Origin of the sequence: Bartonella sp. AA83SXKL (assembly GCF_042196965.1) — a bacterium.
In the GTDB taxonomy this organism is placed as follows: Bacteria; Pseudomonadota; Alphaproteobacteria; order Rhizobiales; family Rhizobiaceae; genus Bartonella.
The window spans coordinates 138,762-157,265 of sequence record NZ_JBHIRG010000001.1; the positions used below are offsets into that span (position 1 = coordinate 138,762).

Here is an 18,504-nt window from a genome sequence, read left to right on the forward strand (position 1 = left end):
GCATTTAAACCGGTTTTTAGCACAAAAATAATTCCCCTTTCATTTTTGGAGAAATCTATATGAGAAGCATAGCAGATAAAAAACTTGTCATTGCTACAAATAACACCGGAAAATTGCATGAAATCACTACTTTAATTACGCCTTTCGGTTTAATAATACAATCGGCAAAAGAACTGGGCTTGCCAGAACCAAAAGAAACGGGAAAAACATTTGAAGAAAATGCTTATATTAAAGCTTTTTCAGCAGCAAAAAAAACAGGACTTCCTGCACTCTCTGATGATTCAGGCTTAGAGGTAGATGCATTGGAGGGTGCGCCAGGCGTTTATACCGCTGATTGGGCAATTCAAGCCGATGGTACACGTAATTTTCCAAAAGCTATGAAAAAAATAGAAAATGAACTCCAAAAAGTCGGAGCACGAGAAAAAAGTCAACGGAAATGCCGTTTTATATCCATCATTTGCATTGCATGGCCTGATGCTCATGCAGATTACTTCCGCGGATGCGTTGAAGGAACGTTCATTTGGCCTCCACGGGGAGACAAAGGCTTTGGTTTTGATCCTATTTTTTTACCCGATGGATATGAAAATACCTTTGGAGAAATGTCAACAGAGCAAAAACACAACTGGAAACGTAATGATCTTCCCCCTCTTTCGCATCGCGCACGTGCTTTCAAACTTTTGGCAGAAAACCTTTTAGCATTCTCATGAATGAACCTTTCGGCATTTACATTCATTGGCCCTTTTGTGCAGCTAAATGTCCTTATTGTGACTTTAATTCGCATGTTCGCATCCATGGTGTTGATCAACCACGTTTTGTCACCGCCTTTAAGCGCGAAATAGAAACGCAATACCACAAAATAGGCCCACGCCATATTACAAGTATTTTTATTGGTGGAGGAACCCCTTCTCTTATGGAGCCACAGACTGTCGATGCCCTATTGCAAGCACTTGCAAAAAAATGGGTAGTCGATGATAAAGTTGAAATTACATTAGAAGCCAATCCATCCAGTGTGGAAGCAGAGCGCTTTCGTGGATACCGTGCGGCAGGTGTTAATCGCTTATCTCTAGGAATACAAGCGCTCAATGATAAAGCATTGCGCAAACTTGGCCGACTCCATAATGTGGAACAAGCTCTTTGCGCCATTACTTTAGCACGGAAAATTTTTCCACGTTTATCCTTTGATCTCATTTATGCCCGTCCCGAACAAACCCTTGAACAATGGAAATCTGAACTTGTACAAGCAATTGATTTAGCAGCGGACCATCTTTCTCTTTATCAATTGACAATCGAAGAAGGAACTGCCTTTAAACGGCTTCATGATGCAGGAAGACTTATCCTTCCCCCATCAGAGCTAGCAACAGATCTGTATCATCTTACTCAAGAAATAACGGCACTAAATGGACTTCCTGCCTATGAAATCTCAAACCATGCAATGCCCGGTGCCGAATCAGCACACAATCTTCTTTATTGGCGTTATCACCAATATGCAGGCTTTGGTCCAGGAGCACATGGACGTTTCATTGAGCATACACCGAATCATTCCTATTTCTGTTCAAAAACATTGTCATCACACCTTGAAAACCGCGAACGTTATGTCACAATAAATGAAAAGCATCCCGAACAGTGGCTTAATTTGGTAGAAACAACAGGACATGGCTGTATTGAAACAGAACATTTAACCACTGAACAACAGGCAAATGAAATGCTCCTTATGGGATTACGCCTTTGCGAAGGCTTAGAACTTATACGCTATGAAACCTTAAGCCCTAAACGCATTCCAATGGAAAAACTGATCGATTTACAACACCAAGAATTGATAGAAATGGTGGATAACCAACGCTTAAAAGCAACAACCAAAGGACGTATTGTTCTTGATCACATCATCAGCCAACTCGCAAACTAAAGTTTTTATAACAACATACTTATTTTAATCATAATTATCATTTTTCACAGCAAAGGTGAGATTAGAATATCGTGAGATTCTCTCATTTCAAAACTATTTATAGCAAGCTAGTTACCGCCATTTGCTTACACCTTAAAAAGGGAGAAGCATGTGGATAAAAACTATAAAAAGGAGTAAAAAGGCCTCTGATGAACACTCTTAAATGCTAAAAGCTATTGCAATATTTTGAGCTAGAAAATGTATGGTGCTCTAACTTTATTTTTCATAAACATAAAGATGAGGAGGCACTGTAGACTTTATACGCTTCACGGAAAATTTTATACTACACTATTCATAAGCACCGTAGTGGCATAAATGTGATAAACATTGAGAAAATTTCTTTAAAACAAGTATGTGAATGCATAATACGATAATGTATTGTTCTTTATGAAATCGTGGCACCATTTAAAGAACCAGAGAAATAAGCATGAAGCCATGCATCAGTCTCTGATTATTTAAAAAGATATTACTCTAGTTACTTTTGAAAACCGTAAAGCCGAATAAAAAAGGAGAGTAAAAAAGCACGCTGATTTTCACCTTTATACCTTTTATATTTTCCCTCAATCAGGTTGTGGTTGTATGTCTGTTTCAGAGATTATAAAAAATAGATATACACAATACTTTTATCCTATTCTGGCATATAAAAGCTGTTGTCGCAAAAAATACTGAACCAATATTTATTTGAGATACGCGGCTGTATGATTGGTGTTGATTTATAGATAACAGCAACATCATGAGCTTTATTACACAAATAATGCACTCAAATGGCAAATATACCAAATATGAATCGAGATTGCTTTGTTAGCGAGCGAAATGACATTAATCCCATATAATTTCACTTGTATGCGTACATGCTTATGAGTATCTATACGCGTCCTTTAAGGTTATTTTATTAAAAAATTGAGAATAATACTAGGACAATCCTTGGCTAAAGAAGTCAACGTGATGCTACAAAAGAATTTCTGTGTACCTTTATCATAACCAATATTAAAGCTGATTAAATAAGCTCACCTTCTATCTCGTAATGATATTGCAACGGAAGTTCTTGGGGACAAAAAAAGCAGAGCAAAATATATGAAATAAAATAAACTTAAAGCGCTTTTCCTATAGTCTTTATTCTAAGAGAGTCTAATTGAAATAAGAGGTACCTTTTGTGAGAGCTCAGAAACCATATTAAAACATGAGCTGTGAATGAGCGCATTTATGTTGTACAAACTTTTTACAATAGCAACATGTTTTTGTGTGTCTTCATGGCTTCAACCTGTCACTACACAATGATGATATAATATTCATTGTTTTCCATATATGATTGCACTGCCTTTCTACACCTTAAAGAACGAATATTTTCAATCTAATATGGTCTAAATAGTTCTGCTTCTTCAAGCAGTCCTCTTTTGGCTTTCCAATTATGTAATTCAATTAACTAAAGATTCTACAGACAAGAATCCCAACTTAAGAATATTCATCACTTACTCTAAAACCACTTAATATATTAAGTTTTACGGAACTCGTATCACCATACCTTAAATGGTAATATCTTATGGCACAACAAGATAAAAGTATTTTTGAACCAGCAATCTTTTCTTTATGAAAAAAAATCAATAATAAAACGCTCATAAATAGTAGTAAGCGTTTCCACTGCATCAAGGGACACACACTCATCTACCATATGCATCGTTTGCCCTGGTAAGCCGAATTCAACCACTGGGCAATAATCCTTAATAAATCGCGCATCCGAACTACCACCTGAAGTGGAACATTCTGGTATATTCCCTGTTACACTTTTAATAGCATTGGATAAAGTTTGAATAAGTTTATCATTTTTGGTTAAAAAAACATCCCCTAAACTTGGAATCCATTCAAGCTGATAAGAGGGATATTGGTTACCATTGTTTTTTGATTGCACCAAAGCAAGACGCTTTTCAATTTCCTCCACCAGTGTTTCTTTTGTCCAAAGATCATTGTAGCGTATATTAAAACGAACTGTTGTCTGCGCTGGGATAATATTGACTGTTAAATTACCGGTATCGATGCTTGTTAGCTCTAGATTACTAGGTTGAAAATTCTCTGTCCCTTTATCTAAAGCAGTTTGTGTCAATGCTTGAATAAGCTTACTTGCCAAAGGCAAGGGATTAGCAGCCCGCTCTGGAAAAGCAACATGACCTTGGCAACCCTTCACGGTAATAATACCAGAAATCGATCCGCGGCGACCAATTTTGATAATATCACCAACAGTCTTTACGCTTGTTGGTTCCCCCACAAGAGCCGCAGTCCATTTTTCACCTTTTTTTTCTGCCCATTTGAGAAGTTTTACCGTACCATTAACAGCAGGCCCCTCTTCATCACCAGTAATTAAAAGGCTTACCCTTCCTTTAATGGGTCGTTTCTCAAAAACTCGCGCTAGAGCCGCAATAAAACAAGCGATTCCACCCTTCATATCAACAGCACCCCGCCCATATAATTTTCCTTGATCTATGACAGCTTCAAAAGGTGGATAAGTCCAATCTTCCAATGCACCTGGCGGTACGACATCCGTATGACCCGCAAACATAAGATGGGGTCCTTCACTTCCCATTTTTGCATAAAGATTTTCAACATTGTCTGTATTTTTATCCGTAAAAATAGGGCGCTCGACATGAAATCCCATTTTTTTCAAAAATTGTTCCAAAGTTGATAACGCCCCTGCTTCATGAGGTGTAACAGAAGGACAACGAATAAGTGCCTGTAATAGCTGAAGTGGATCTGTAAGAACAGACATAAAAAACCTTCCCATTTTTTATAAGTCATCGGAACTTAGGGTTATTACGCTGAATTACAAAAAAGATAAAGTAAAAACATTGAAGACACTCAGCAAACCAAGCAGGGGAGAACAATCGTGCTGAGAGCTTCAATGGCTTCCTCATTATACATGAGCAAGCACACACACAACAAAACACTCAACAAAAAGTTCCGTTAAATATTGCCTTCATTTGAAAGTTTTTTACGCCTCTAAATTATATGAATCAAAATTAATTGCATGCAGTCTAGGAGCATTTTCTTTCAACCAAGCACGATATGTTTTACTATCAGGACATAGCTCTTCACAAAGAGCCCAAAATCTTGGCCCATGATTCATTTCAACAAGATGAGCAACTTCATGGGCAACAACATATTCCACAACTTCTTTTGGCGCCATAATAAGGCGCCAAGAAAAAGAAAGACGCTTATCTATTGAACAAGAGCCCCAACGACTTCTCGTATCTTTATAACAAATGGATTTGACTTTACGCTCTACCTGATGAGCATAATGTGCCACCAAAGGCGTTATAATAAGCGCCGCTTGTTTTTTTAAAACGTCAGCAATGCGTCTTGGAAGATATTCTAATTGACCATAAACAATAATTTCAGGCCCTTGCTCCGCATCTGCTGTAATGATTTCTGTTACTCCACGTCCCTCTCTATGTTTTATGGTATGAGAAACACCCAATAAGGGAATTGTCGCCCCCTCTTTGAGATAAGCATTTTTATGAGAGATTTGTACATGAGCAAGACGTGCCTCAATCCAAGATCGATGCTTTTCAATAAAATTTTCAACCGCATAGAGATTTATTGCTGGTGGTGTTGTTACACAAATCTCCTGACTTCTGGCATCAATACGTAAGGTAAGACGGCGCGCATACTTATTTTCCCGCACCCGTACAGGTACAGAGCGCTCAGAAAAAATAAAATGCTGTTTAGAAATGCTCATATATTTTTATCTTCATCAATAAATGTACCCCTTACTTTGCATTAATCTGATTAATAAAAGATCTCAATACTGTTTCAAGGCAATCTAAATCTTGTGGACGAGAAAAGCGATGATCTGCATCACGAACAAGTGTCAATGTTACATCATGGAGAGGTAAATGATCAAGTAAAGTCAATGTATGCTGATAGGGAATATCTTCATCTTCCATCCCTTGTAGAATATGGACTGGACACCCAACATCAATGCATCCTTTCATAACACAATTTTCGCGCCCATCTTCAATCAATGTTTTTGTAAAGGGCATTGGCTCTGTATCATCAACTGCAGGTCGTTCAATATAGCCTTTCTCCTCCAAAATCTTCCATTCTTCTGGGCCTAATTTTGGTTCCACCAATGTTTGTGTAAAATCAGGTGCTGGAGCAATCAATATCATGCCAGCAAGCTTCTTATTTTTCTGTGCTAGCATCATTGCAAGCCTTAGCGCAATCCACCCCCCCATAGAGGAACCAATCAAAATTTGTGGACCCTCACAATAGGTTTCAAAAGTCGCTAAACTTTCCTTAACCCAACGCGAAATTGTTCCTTGAAAAAAATCACCTTCAGATTCTCCATGTCCAGAATAATCAAAACGTAAACAAGACAAATCATTCTTCTGAGCAAACTGATCAACTAACGTTGCCTTACTTCCTAACATATCGGATTGATAGCCAGGAAGCCAAACCAAACCTGGAGATTGGCGCCCCTTGCGATAGCGTACTGCAAGTGCGGTGTTCTCAAATGAAAAAAACTGACAAGGAATATTTTGATCCATGATTCTTTATCCTCCATAAAACAATTTCTTTAAATTAAGAGAAAAACTTTTATAATCTAAATCATTCCAAAAAGTAATAAATCAAATAATGAAAATAACACGAATTATAGTTGTTTTTAGGTACATAATTGTATATTAAATTAACTGTAGTTGAATCAAAATTTAAGGAGCATAAACCATTCGTAAACCGTTTAAAATGACACCTACCCAAAAAGACGGACCACGTTCAAATCAGGATATTCGGGTACCTCATGTTCAGCTTATCAATGATGAGGGACAACATCAGGGAGTTGTTTCGATACAAGAAGCTCTTGCTATGGCTGCAGATGCGGGACTTGATTTGGTTGAAATTGTACCAAATGCGGAGCCACCTGTATGTAAAATCATCGATTTGGGAAAATTAAAATATCAAACCCAAAAAAAAGCTGCTGAAACACGTAAGAAGCAAAAAGTCATCGAAATCAAAGAGATTAAGATGCGCCCAAATGTTGATGTCCATGATTATGGAGTCAAACTCAAGGCTGTTCATCGCTTTATTGATCATGGTGATAAAGTAAAGATTACTTTGCGTTTTCGTGGTCGTGAGATGGCTCACCAAGATCTTGGATTAAAGCTTCTTCAGCGTGTGAAAGAAGATACAAGTGAAATTGCTAAAATCGAATTGGAGCCAAAGCTTGAAGGCCGGCAAATGATGATGGTGATAGCACCTAAATAGTTTTGCATTGGAATAATATTCGCATGCAATTCATCAAAATGATGTGTATAGTATTATTTAGAAGCACCACATAGAGTTTTTGTGGTGCTTTTAAGGTTTTATAAATGTGTATAAATCCTTTTAAGAGTTTAATAATGCTTGATCGATTTATAAGAAGAATTCATTATTTTGCATATTAAATGAGAAAACTCAAACATCGTAAGGTCTTCTTATTTCAAGCTCTCTGTATCATGCAATGCGGCAAAATTGTTTGCTTACACATCACAAATGGAGATGATACATAAAAATTATCAAAAAAGCAGAAATGTTTTTTGTGAACTATTTCAAGTGCCAAAGACTATCACAATATGGAAATTGGTAAATACAATAATGAAACTCGCCGGTACCTTTTATTGAAAACTAAAAATAATGATGAACAACGAATTTTCGTTATACCTTTCACAGAAACTTTGCACTACATTCTTCACTCTCACCGTCGTGAAATTGATGTGATGAACCTTGAAAGAAAAAGCTATTTTTGTAAAAAAGATTAAGGGGCTTCTTAATTAAGAGTGTTTCAATCTTGCATAAAATAATGAGAGAATATAGAAGCTCTTCATGGCTAAAAAACAAATTTCCTCTTTTGACAAACATCTTATTATCCGCCTTTTGCGAGAAAATTTTCGTAAACATATGCGTTGGTATAGTGCGGCTATCTTCTCAATGATCATCATTTCTTGTACCACAGCAACCAGTGCATGGATTATGCGGGATGTTGTTAATCAGATTATTGATGCACAAAATTTTCCTATGATTGTTTTGATTTCTAGCTTCATTGCTTTTATCTTTATTCTCAAAGGAGTTGCAACTTTTTTCCAAACTTACTTTCTAAACAAAGCAGGCAATAGTATTATTGCTGAACAACAGCGTAAAATTTTTGCACGACTTATGGAACAAGGAGTCTCTTTTTATCATAATAACACTTCATCTGATCTTCTTGTTCGTGTAACTCATAATGCGACAGCCGTACGTAATATAATTGATACTATTATCACAACTTTTGTACGTGATTTACTTTCCGTTAGTGGTCTGTTGCTTGTCATGTTCATTCAAAACTTTGTGTTAATCTCTATTACTTTAATCGTAGGACCACTAGCTTTTTTAGGCGTTCGAATGGCTTTAAAACGCGTTCGCAGCTTGATGGAAAAAGAGCTCCTTTCACTTGGTGAAATTATCAAAATCGTACAGGAAACGGCTGTTGGTATTCGAATCATCAAGGCCTTTTCACTAGAAGAAGTCATGAAAAAACGGATGGACAAAGCCATTTGTGATGTTGAAAAACAAACAAACAGTATTGCAACACTCGAAGCTATTACCAATCCAATTATGGAAACACTCACGGGTGTTGCCATTGCAGGTATTATTTGTTTTTCCGGTTATCTTGCAACCCAACGCGCAGGTGTTCAAGGTGAATTTATGTCCTTTATTGTTGCTTTACTTTTAGCTTATGAACCCGCAAAAAGACTAGCAAATGTACGTGTTAAAATTGAATCTGGCTTGGTCAATATCCGTACGATGTTTGAAATACTCGATTGTCCCCTTACAGTTGTAGAACATAAAGAAGCTAAAGATCTGAATAAAACGCAAGGAACTATTCGTTTCGAACATGTTTCTTTTGCATACACTAATAACAAAATGATATTGAAAGACATCAACCTAGAAATAGAAGCCGGAAAAATGACAGCATTGGTGGGACCATCCGGTTCGGGAAAATCAACCCTTATCAACCTTATTATGCGCCTCTATGACCCCACAAAAGGACGCATATTGATTAATGATCAAGACATTCGCTACACAACATTTCGCTCTCTGAGAAACCTGATGGCCTATGTAGGACAGGATACTTTTCTCTTTCAAGGAACTGTTAAATATAATATCGGACTTGGAAAAGAAGGAGCTAGTGATGACGAAATTATCGAAGCAGCAAAAGCAGCAAATGTTCATGACTTTATTATGAGTTTGCCAAATGGTTATGATACACAGATAGGTGATAATGGCTGTAATCTTTCAGGGGGGCAAAAACAACGACTCGCTATCGCTAGAGCAATGATTCACGATAGTGAAATTCTGATTCTTGATGAAGCAACGAGTGCGCTCGATTCACACACCGAAGCACAAATTAATGAAGCTATTCATCACCTTACTAAAGGACGCACAACGATCATTATTGCTCATCGCCTTTCAACGATTGCTCGTGCTCATAAAATTGTGGTCATACAAAATGGACAACTAATTGAACAAGGTACTCAAAAAGAATTGCTAGCAAAAGAACATGGGTTTTATAAAAAACTTCATAATATCCAGTTCAAAAAACATACCTCCTAATTTCTAGATCCTTAAATAAAATTTGAAATAAAAAATGGATAGAAGGTAATGCTCCATTTATAAAAAAGACTTGTTACCAAGAAAAAGCATTACTTTAATCAAAGTTTGCGAAGAATTTATGGTTTATTTAAAATAAACTTCTTGGATTTAAATGAAAACTTTACTCGCTATTTTGTTGAATGCAATTGACTTTAACCATGAAATTTCAAAAACCCCTTCCCTTCCTAAAATAAGTGTTGAAACATTCATAAGTGTTGTGAATCCTGAAAGAGAGAGCATCAAGGTTTGAAAAAATTATCGCGGATGATAATGAATCTGGATCAATACAACCTTTATCCGTGTTTATCCCTGCACTGATAATTCTTTTCTCCACACAACTTTTAAAGGACAAAGACTCTACCCAATCTGATCTGTAAACAATCTAGATTTTTATTGAGCTCATTCCACTTGATAACAACTTATGTGATTCACTTATACAAGGCTTACCCTAAATATTCACCACGTGCTTTCAGAATACTGTGTCAAAAAGGCTTACATACCTTATATCACCACACCTCAAATGTCGGTCTTTTATGGTACAACAGAATAAGCTAACAATTATAAATTGTGTTGCAAATTATAGATACACTCCGTTTAAAAGAAAAACATTGAAAAAATAAGAGAGGTTTTATTATAAAACTTTTTTACTGTTGTAGCTTGCTTTAAAGCAAGCTTTGCTGTTTTTTCTACATTTAGAAACTAAAATGATATTCCTCCAATACTTTAACTGCTTGAAGAGTTTATAAATGCACAACGTTAGTGCTTATATAAGGCTATAATTTCAATATGCAAAAAAACAGATGAAAAGCAAAATGACATTCCTCTTTCTTTTAACCGCTAAAATAGAAAAATACGACATATAACTCTGATAAATATTTTTACAAAAATATCTTTTAATATACATTTTAATACTTTGATTTATAATAATAATTTGTTATTTTATATCTTAAACAAAAGATAAGATGTAATTTGCTTATTGCAAATTTTCTTTATATTTATGATGAATCAATCAAAAGCGCTTGTTGTACGTCATAAGAGATATTGGTATATGCATAAAAACTCTTAAGATAAGCAATAAAAATACCTCTACACTTTCAAGTGAAAAGATTGTCAGCAACATGAGAAGCTGAAAAATAGAATGATAATGCCGGCTTATAGCTTTAGTAAATACTTATACCTTTATTAATAACGGTAGTGTGGATTTTATACCATTCATAAGAGGTACTTTATACCATTTCACAAGCAATCTTATGAAATAGACTCAAGCGCACACTGAGAAATGTTGCTTTAAAACAAATACATAAACTTGCAATACAATAATGTTATATTTTGGAGTATTCTGTTCGCGGAGCTATTCGTGATAAGAAAAGTGATCTCATTCAAGACACAATAAACAAAAATCTAAAATAATAGGTAATTTTTATTATTAAAAAATATTGCTTTAAATGCGTTTGACAATAAAATCGATGTCTTATGAATTCTCCGCTTAACGCTTTTGTTTATCACGTTCTTTAATGGAATCATGTCCTTCACATAAAAACAGAATGCCATTGTGTTGCAAATTCACGTGCTTGTTTTAAAGAAACCTCTCTCAAAGTCTTCCCCAAGCCCATTTCGCGATAACGTCCGTGAATTGTATAATGATAAATCCATTAAGCTGCCCTATCTTTACGCTTATGGAGTAACAAGCCGGCACCATTCACACTATTCCGCCAGTCCCTAATGTTGCGACAGCTCTTAGTTCTCGAGATGATTCATAAGAGGCATTTTTAGTCATTTCTTAATAGTTTTATCCACACAGGATTCTCCGCTTGTAGCATGCAAGCCGAATGGTTTTGATTGATTCAATACGAAAGAGATTAGTAATGAGAGAATCATATAATATTCAAAGTTCTAATTCAAGTTGAATAACAATAAATTATCTTTATAAATCAATATATTGCACACACTCCATTCTTTAGGCAACAGCACGATATGGGCTTGAAAACAAGGTAAGGTATTTCTCTAAAATAAATATATAGCAGCAAAATAACATACTATCTTTCGTGAAGATTTTTTCCCTTTAGAGAATAGCATAAACAAAAAATCGAATATTTCAGATATATCTCTTCACGCCTCAACAAAAAGCTTCTTCTTTTATAGGATTTCTAGTCTATCTCTTCTTCCTCAGATTTAGAAATGAGAGACAAAAAACGAAGAAATTGTTTTTTTAAATTCAATCTTTAATAATCTCTTTCATAAAAGAGACCTATACTAGAATTTTGTTCATTTCCTATGGCACCTTTAGCTTTGAGATGACGCGAAATATCTAAATTAATTGTCCCTTTCGTCGTTCCATCAGACCCTGCTTCAAAGCCCAAATAAATATTATTGTGTATGTAGCGTCCAATACGTAAGCCTGTATTCCCCTTCTCATTAACGATAACATCAAGATCATCAAGTCCAATTTTAGTTCGTAAAGTATTCAACAAAGATGTATTAGAACTACCTGCAAGATCAGCCGCTGCTGCTGCAAGTTGAGCAATCTGAAATGGTGATAATTCATTAAGAGAGCGATTAAAAATCAAACGCGCCAAAATCTCATCCTGAGGCAAATTTGGTTGTGATGAAAAATTAATATCAAGATTATCAACCGTCCCACTTACAGTTACAGCGACGCGAATATCACCACTGTTATTGTTGGTTACAAAATAAACCGTAGGATTAAGATTACCACTAAAACTCGCTTGTCCTTGATCAAAATTAAGACGTTGCGACAGGATATCAAAACGTCCACGAATCATTCTAAATTCACCAACTGGATGCACATCATTCAATGGACCTGCTAGATTAATGCGTCCTCCCAGTTCAGCATCTAAGCCTTTTCCGCGTACAAAAAATTGATTGCGTGCTGTAATACGCATATTTGATAGCACGACAGATGAAGATTCTTGTGTAACTATACGGCTTTTGCTTTTGTTCGTGTTCTTAACATCAGCACGTTCAAGTGTTGTTTGAATCGATTTAGTTAAATTCTTATTTCTAACATCAAGAAACTTGGCACTTTTAAAATGATCAGGAACAAAAACTTCAGCTTTTTCAACGATGATATCACCACCAAGAACAAGACTATTTAAAAAATGACCTGTCATTGTCATCTCACCTGATAATGTTGCCAGAATCATAGAACCATCATTATAATTGGCATTATCAAGATGAAATATCAAATCTGTCTCTAGACCATTAGAGATACGACCTGAAGCAGAAATTCCTCCCCCCTCAAACGAAGAAGCTGAAGCTTTTTCTATAAGGATATGATCACCTTTCAATTTGCCTTCAATCGTTATATTATTCAATCCTACATTTGTTTGTGAATCAAAAAAGCTACCGTCGCCTATAGAAATATTTCCTATCAATTGTGGCTTTGATAATGACCCATTAAGAGCTGTATCAATTCTTGCTGTACCCGTTATATGTGCACCACGCTTAGCTAATAAGAGATTAACAAAATCAAGAGGCATTATCCCTTTAACGTTTAATTTTGCCTCTGAACCATTAAGAGATACAGGCCCATGGATGGAAAGATCTAATCCTTTATCTCCAGTAGCTATCATATTTTCAATATGAAATGTCGATTTTTTATAAGAACCACGAGCATTTATATTGATTGACATCGGTCCTTTATGCGTCATAGCGGTTAAATTTTGACTAGAAAGCTCAAAATGAGCAGATGGATCCTTCATTGTTCCATCAATATCAACTTTACCTATTACTGTCCCATCAAGCGCTTGTCCTGCAATAAAACCATTCGCCAAACGTGCAGATAAATTTTGCAAATTAATATGAAGATCAAGCGCATTTTTCTCTAGAGATACACGCCCCTGAGCTTGTGCTTGTATTCCTTCTCCTGTTAAATTTGCATTCAAAGTAAGATTTTGATCTACAGTGTTTCCCGTAGCAGAAAAAGAAAAAGGCATAATTTTTTTATCTTGAAAAGCAACGGTTGTCAGTCCCTCACCTTTTATATCGTAAGTTATATCAGGTTTTTTTAAATGACCACGAATCATAACCTGCCCTGTTACACTCCCTGCTGCTCCAAGATCGGATTTCCACAAATTGACTAAAGTAGCAGGAAGGGCATTCATTGTAAGTTGTAAATTCAGGGTATCTTGAATATTTCCTGCTAAGATGATGTTGCCCCCATTTATTGCAATTCCTAATTCATTGATTGTCATTCCATCTTTATCAAAAGAAATTATAGATGGCTTCGGCAATGTTGCATGAAAAGTGTGTTGTTTTAAGTCCACAGCTTCAATTTGCACTTCTCGTTTTATACTTTCTGGAAGTTCCTCAACCATTAAACGACCAGAAAGCCGTGCATTGAGAGTATCATGCAACATCGCCTGGACAGTAAAAACCGTTTGTCCATTATTCCTATCGGCGTGAGCATTTAAACGATTGACCATTACCAAAGGTGTTTGAATATGTTCTGCATTGATAACTCCTTCAAACTGAGTCATGCCAAAAGGGTCGAATATGTCAGCATCTATTGCCAATTTTTTTATTTTATTCTTGGAAAAATTCAAATGGTTAACATGCGCCTTCACATTGGTTTTTTGTCTGCCATTTTGTTCATCAAAAATAAAATCTCCTTTTACTTTTCCACTACCATCCTGCAAAAATAACGCTGAAAGTACGGAAATATCATCGGCATCAATATGCAGCGCTCCTTTCAAAAAACCGCCAAGTTGTTGAGAAAGATCACCCGTTATTTTTGCACTTCCCCCTCTAATATCGATATTTTCAAGTTTTCGAATTTTATGAGAATCTTTAAAAGAGGCCGATAAATGCAAAGGTTTCTTAGCAAAAATTCCTTCACCTTTTACCCCCCCCGTTAAAGCAGTAACTGGTGCTGTATTATCTACAAGTACATCTATGTTAAATGTTGTGTTTTGAAGTTTCTTCCCTACGATTAATGCTTCAGCAATATGGGCACGTGTATTTAGTTTTATATGGCTATTGCGCCCTCTCGCCGTACTTTCAATCGTAAGCGCACCGCTTATCTTTGGATCTAATTTGGACAAATCAGATATTTCAGCAGATAGATCCATTTTAGCGCTTTCATCTGAAAAATAACCATTAGCCTTTATGTTTGTATATTGATTTTTCAAATTAAAATGACGAAAAATGAAACCCTTCGTATTTCGAGTAGCACCACCTGAAAGAGTGATGTTTCCTTTGAATAAACGATCAAAAGACTGCACGCCTATTTTCATATCGTCAGCCATTCCTGATAATTGGAGATCAAAAATGCCACTCAATAAATTGATCGTTCCTTTGGCTTTAATATCTGTACTACCAGAAAGTGATTGTTTACTGAACACTTCCAAAGGAGTTAATGTTTGAGCTTTTAAACCGAGATCGCCTTTAAAAACAAAATTCTCCATTGTCCCTTTTAACCAAGAAGAAAAACTCTGAGCCGTAACACTCAGATCATGAATCAAAATTGGTTTGTTCGAAACAATATCCGTATCTAAATGCACATGAACCGCTTGGCTTAAATTTTCTACTAACGCTCCCTTAATCTTTTTAACCCCTTGAAGCGTCCCTTTAACCTGAACACCAACATGACGAGAAGCTGCATTATCAAGATTTTCGCTTACTCCTCCCATATCAAAAATTGCATCGCGAATATAAATATTTTTATTGCTTAAATGATTTACAACCAACCGCCCATTCCAAGATTGTTGACCTTCGCGACCATAGTCAATGTTCAAAGCAAGAGTATTCGCAGGTTTTGGCACTTCTGATATAGGTAAATGAACAGACTCCTTTTCGTTATCAAGAGCCATTTTGCCATCAACAAAAAGCCGTCGCAAGAATCCATCGGCGGTTATTTCAGCATTGGCTATAACATTCATTGCTTTGTTCTGAATAACCATCTGATCAAGGTGTGTCACACCTTCTTTTGTTCTTCTTGCCTTTGCTTTTAATGTTATATCAGATTCGAAGAGACTACGATATTGAACAGGTATTAAAGGGCTCAGTGTTCCCTCTAATTTCGTAGAAAAACTCTGTCCTTCTGGAACACTTGCAAGAATAACATTACCATCTAAAATAGAATGATGATCGGACTCTAAAGAAAGTTTGATAACCAAATCATCAAAAGTACCATCACCTTTCACGACGAGACTTAATGCTGGACGTTGTTCAATGTTAAAAATATTCGCCAAAATACCATTTTGTGGTTCGTTAGCAGAAATATCAATTTGAGCTTTACGATTACTATCATATATCTTGGTGAGAACAGAAAAAGAACCCGGTGCATCTAAACGATGCGCCGCTATATCGACATCAAAATTACCACCAGCTAAGGTGAAATTGCCTTTTAAGGACATATCAGCAGAAAAACCAAAAAGATTCTGTTCAAATGTCACATGTTGAGCTGTAAGCGTATTGATAGAAAGAGCAAGCGGCAATTTTGGTAAAGAGAACTTACCCGTCTCAAGGGAAGAAACAAAAGAAGAATTGCCTTGCGGTTTGCGTAAAAATGTAACCTGTTCTGCCGAAAGCTGGTTAATATCCATCCGCCCTCTCAGCAACGCTAGACGATTCCAATCCATTTTAGCATTGGTAATTTTAAGCCAAACCCCTTTTTTATCACTGACAGTAATAGTATCAATTGATGTTTGAGAAGACAGTGTCCCTTGCATATTGTGTAAACGAACTTGACGATTAGGTGCTGAAAGCTTTCGTTCAATTAAAGAAACAAACCATGAGCGATCATCTGTTTTCATTTCGCTAGAGGGAAGAATGTCTCCTCTTTGCGCAAAAACAAAACCACCCACCCAAAAAAACAAAAATACAAAGAAGAAAGCTGATAAACGTACACCTTTTTTCATTAAAATGCTTGCCCTATACCTACATAAAAACCAATGCGAGGGTCACCCTTCTCTCTCTTTAAAGGAAAGGCTAAATCAACGCGTAAAGGACCAAGACCCGTCATATAACGACCTCCTATACCGGCTCCCCATTTAATTTTTTGAGAAAAATCAAAATTCGCCTTTTCCCCTACTAAACCTCCATCAAGAAAACTGACAAACCCTATTTTATCATTTAAAGAAACACGCAATTCTGCTGACCCCTCAATAAGCGCCCGTCCACCAACAACCCCATCATTTTCTGTTTTGATACCAATATTACGGTAAGCATAACCACGAACAGAGCCCCCACCACCAGCAAAAAAAAGCGTATTTGCGGGTACTTGTGCTGTATCATTCCCAAGAATTGTACCAAGCTTTGCCCGCGCAGCAACAACAAAACGATCCCCTTCATCCAACGCCCAATAAGAACGACCTTCTGCTGTTACTTTTGCAACAAAGTTGCTAAAACGCATCTCATAAAAAGGCTCAATGAAAACTTCACCATATAAACCTTTTGTTGCATTAAACTTATTATTACGACTATCGTAAATCAAACCGCTAGGGAAACCGATTGTTGTAAAATTACGGCTCCCAAAATAGATATCACGTGAATAACCATTTGAAACTTCTACAGCAGCCTGTCCCGATAGATTACCATTAAAAATATGCGTAATACCTAATTTTCCTTTGATGGCTTTTGTCGTATAATTTTCTAAAACATCTTGTTGTATTTTTAATTCTGACCTGAAATCTGTATCTGGCGTGAGTACACCGGGCTTTACAAATGTGCCACCAAAAAGATAATCAAAATTTTTAAAATTATATGATTGCTTTTTATTGCTACCAACACCACTTATTTTTGTTTCAATTTTAAGAGTCTCTGCATGACCAAAAAGATTGTTATGCATCCAATAAGTCTCAAAACCAGCACCGTCTAAAGTTGAATAGCTACCGCCTACACCAAAACGACGTGGTTTACGTTCTTGTACAACAAGTGCAAGCGGTAAACTACCATCTAGATTAATAGTATCAGCCTCACGTATATTGATAGCACGAAAAACACCAAGGCGCGCAAGACGTTCATTTGCCTTAGCTAACGCATCAGAATCGTATATCTGCCCTGGTTTCAATCCGGTCATCCACGCGATATAAGCTGAATCTACACGTGGTTTCTTACTTATATTACGCACACTTAAAGGACCATAATAAGCCTTTTGTCCAGGAGCAACAACAATCCGTCCTTCAACACGCAACGCAGCATGGTCAGCCACGACCTCACTCTTCATAATTTTAGCTTTAGCATAACCTTGTTGCCGCCATCCTTCTATCGCCCATTTTTCTGCTTTCAAAATGGTTTCAGATTTAGCAATAGCCCCAACTTTATAGCCCAATTCTTCAATTGTGGGCATTTTATGCGCTTTACGTTTTTCAAACGGAGCTACTTTATCAATATTTGCAATACTAAAAACATATTGTGGACCAGCATTAATTGTAATAACAATATTAGACCGTGCTGGAAGTTGAGTTACCGGACTTAAATCAGCGACTTCTAAGCCATTAATTTTAATACTAATAACACCACCATAGCGTCCATCAGCATAAAGAGCAGAAAGAATTGCTCGATAATCTGAACGCGCCTTGGCGAGCAAACCAGAAGAACTGGCGGATGCTTTCTCTTTATCAGCAACAAGAGAAGAAACAGATTTAACTATTTTTATACCTTCTAATGGTGCACCTGGCGGTGCAACAACATCAACTTTATAAAATTTCTCTGTACTTTTGGCATAATGTGAAGAAGAATTTGTTTTCTTTTGACCAAAAAGAGGGATGCCGAAAAAATCAAATGCAGCAAGTGGCTGTGGAAAAGAAAAAGCAAAACACAAGCCTATAAATACACAGCGCACAGTCCCTGATTTTAACAAAATTCTTGTCTGGTATACCATAAAATCAGATACCTTATAATACACTTTGCATCTACTACGCTTTAAATAATATAAAAATAAG

Annotated in this window: 9 protein-coding genes and 1 pseudogene; 4 read left to right on the forward strand and 6 right to left on the reverse strand. The window is 36.4% G+C overall.

What is annotated here, in order from left to right; genetic code table 11:
• Positions 1 to 59 precede the first annotated feature (59 nt).
• Together rdgB and hemW are read left to right on the forward strand one after the other, a co-directional pair.
• Complete coding sequence (rdgB, locus tag ACFINO_RS00500; protein ID WP_375654762.1) at positions 60 to 707, forward strand: RdgB/HAM1 family non-canonical purine NTP pyrophosphatase; 648 nt, start codon at positions 60 to 62, stop codon at positions 705 to 707.
• Positions 704 to 1,903 (forward strand): radical SAM family heme chaperone HemW, encoded by a 1,200-nt coding sequence (hemW, locus tag ACFINO_RS00505; RefSeq protein WP_375633670.1) that lies wholly within the window; start codon positions 704 to 706, stop codon positions 1,901 to 1,903. The genes rdgB and hemW overlap by 4 nt, the downstream gene beginning before the upstream one ends.
• 1,624 nt (positions 1,904 to 3,527) lie before the next feature.
• Here hemW and dapE read toward each other — a convergent pair.
• From dapE to ACFINO_RS00520, 3 genes are all read right to left on the reverse strand, one after another.
• A complete protein-coding gene (gene dapE, locus ACFINO_RS00510) occupies positions 3,528 to 4,700 on the reverse strand; it encodes a succinyl-diaminopimelate desuccinylase (protein ID WP_375617489.1) in 1,173 nt (390 codons plus the stop codon).
• A gap of 222 nt (positions 4,701 to 4,922) precedes the next feature.
• Entirely contained in the window at positions 4,923 to 5,669 is a 747-nt protein-coding gene (locus ACFINO_RS00515) for a M48 family metallopeptidase (protein WP_375611379.1), read from the reverse strand.
• 31 nt (positions 5,670 to 5,700) lie between these two features.
• Positions 5,701 to 6,480, reverse strand: a complete 780-nt coding sequence (locus tag ACFINO_RS00520; RefSeq protein WP_375612802.1) for an alpha/beta hydrolase — start codon at positions 6,478 to 6,480, stop codon at positions 5,701 to 5,703.
• 196 nt (positions 6,481 to 6,676) lie between these two features.
• On the opposite strand from ACFINO_RS00520, the gene infC reads away from it, so the two are divergent.
• Both infC and ACFINO_RS00530 read left to right on the forward strand, forming a co-directional pair.
• Positions 6,677 to 7,195: a translation initiation factor IF-3 gene (gene infC, locus ACFINO_RS00525; protein WP_375617486.1), complete on the forward strand. Its 519-nt coding sequence runs from the start codon at positions 6,677 to 6,679 to the stop codon at positions 7,193 to 7,195.
• Between the two features lie 597 nt (positions 7,196 to 7,792).
• A complete protein-coding gene (locus ACFINO_RS00530; protein WP_375654765.1) occupies positions 7,793 to 9,559 on the forward strand; it encodes an ABC transporter ATP-binding protein in 1,767 nt (588 codons plus the stop codon).
• Between the two features lie 1,528 nt (positions 9,560 to 11,087).
• Here the strand turns inward: ACFINO_RS00530 and ACFINO_RS00535 are convergent.
• From ACFINO_RS00535 to ACFINO_RS00545, 3 genes and pseudogenes are all read right to left on the reverse strand, one after another.
• A pseudogene (locus ACFINO_RS00535) lies at positions 11,088 to 11,365 on the reverse strand (Arm DNA-binding domain-containing protein); the annotation flags it as partial.
• 455 nt (positions 11,366 to 11,820) lie between these two features.
• A complete protein-coding gene (locus ACFINO_RS00540) occupies positions 11,821 to 16,479 on the reverse strand; it encodes a translocation/assembly module TamB domain-containing protein (RefSeq protein WP_375654767.1) in 4,659 nt (1,552 codons plus the stop codon).
• Positions 16,479 to 18,443, reverse strand: coding sequence for an autotransporter assembly complex family protein (locus ACFINO_RS00545; RefSeq protein ID WP_375654769.1), 1,965 nt, complete (start codon positions 18,441 to 18,443; stop codon positions 16,479 to 16,481). The genes ACFINO_RS00540 and ACFINO_RS00545 overlap by 1 nt, the downstream gene beginning before the upstream one ends.
• Positions 18,444 to 18,504 lie beyond the last annotated feature (61 nt).

Bases quoted from the DNA above. Each gene is read 5' to 3' on its own strand.
- rdgB (WP_375654762.1), top strand. From the start codon at position 60: ATGAGAAGCATAGCAGATAAAAAACTTGTCATTGCTACAAATAACACC.
- hemW (WP_375633670.1), top strand. From the start codon at position 704: ATGAATGAACCTTTCGGCATTTACATTCATTGGCCCTTTTGTGCAGCT.
- dapE (WP_375617489.1), bottom strand. From the start codon at position 4,700: ATGTCTGTTCTTACAGATCCACTTCAGCTATTACAGGCACTTATTCGT.
- ACFINO_RS00515 (WP_375611379.1), bottom strand. From the start codon at position 5,669: ATGAGCATTTCTAAACAGCATTTTATTTTTTCTGAGCGCTCTGTACCT.
- ACFINO_RS00520 (WP_375612802.1), bottom strand. From the start codon at position 6,480: ATGGATCAAAATATTCCTTGTCAGTTTTTTTCATTTGAGAACACCGCA.
- infC (WP_375617486.1), top strand. From the start codon at position 6,677: ATGACACCTACCCAAAAAGACGGACCACGTTCAAATCAGGATATTCGG.
- ACFINO_RS00530 (WP_375654765.1), top strand. From the start codon at position 7,793: ATGGCTAAAAAACAAATTTCCTCTTTTGACAAACATCTTATTATCCGC.
- ACFINO_RS00540 (WP_375654767.1), bottom strand. From the start codon at position 16,479: ATGAAAAAAGGTGTACGTTTATCAGCTTTCTTCTTTGTATTTTTGTTT.
- ACFINO_RS00545 (WP_375654769.1), bottom strand. From the start codon at position 18,443: ATGGTATACCAGACAAGAATTTTGTTAAAATCAGGGACTGTGCGCTGT.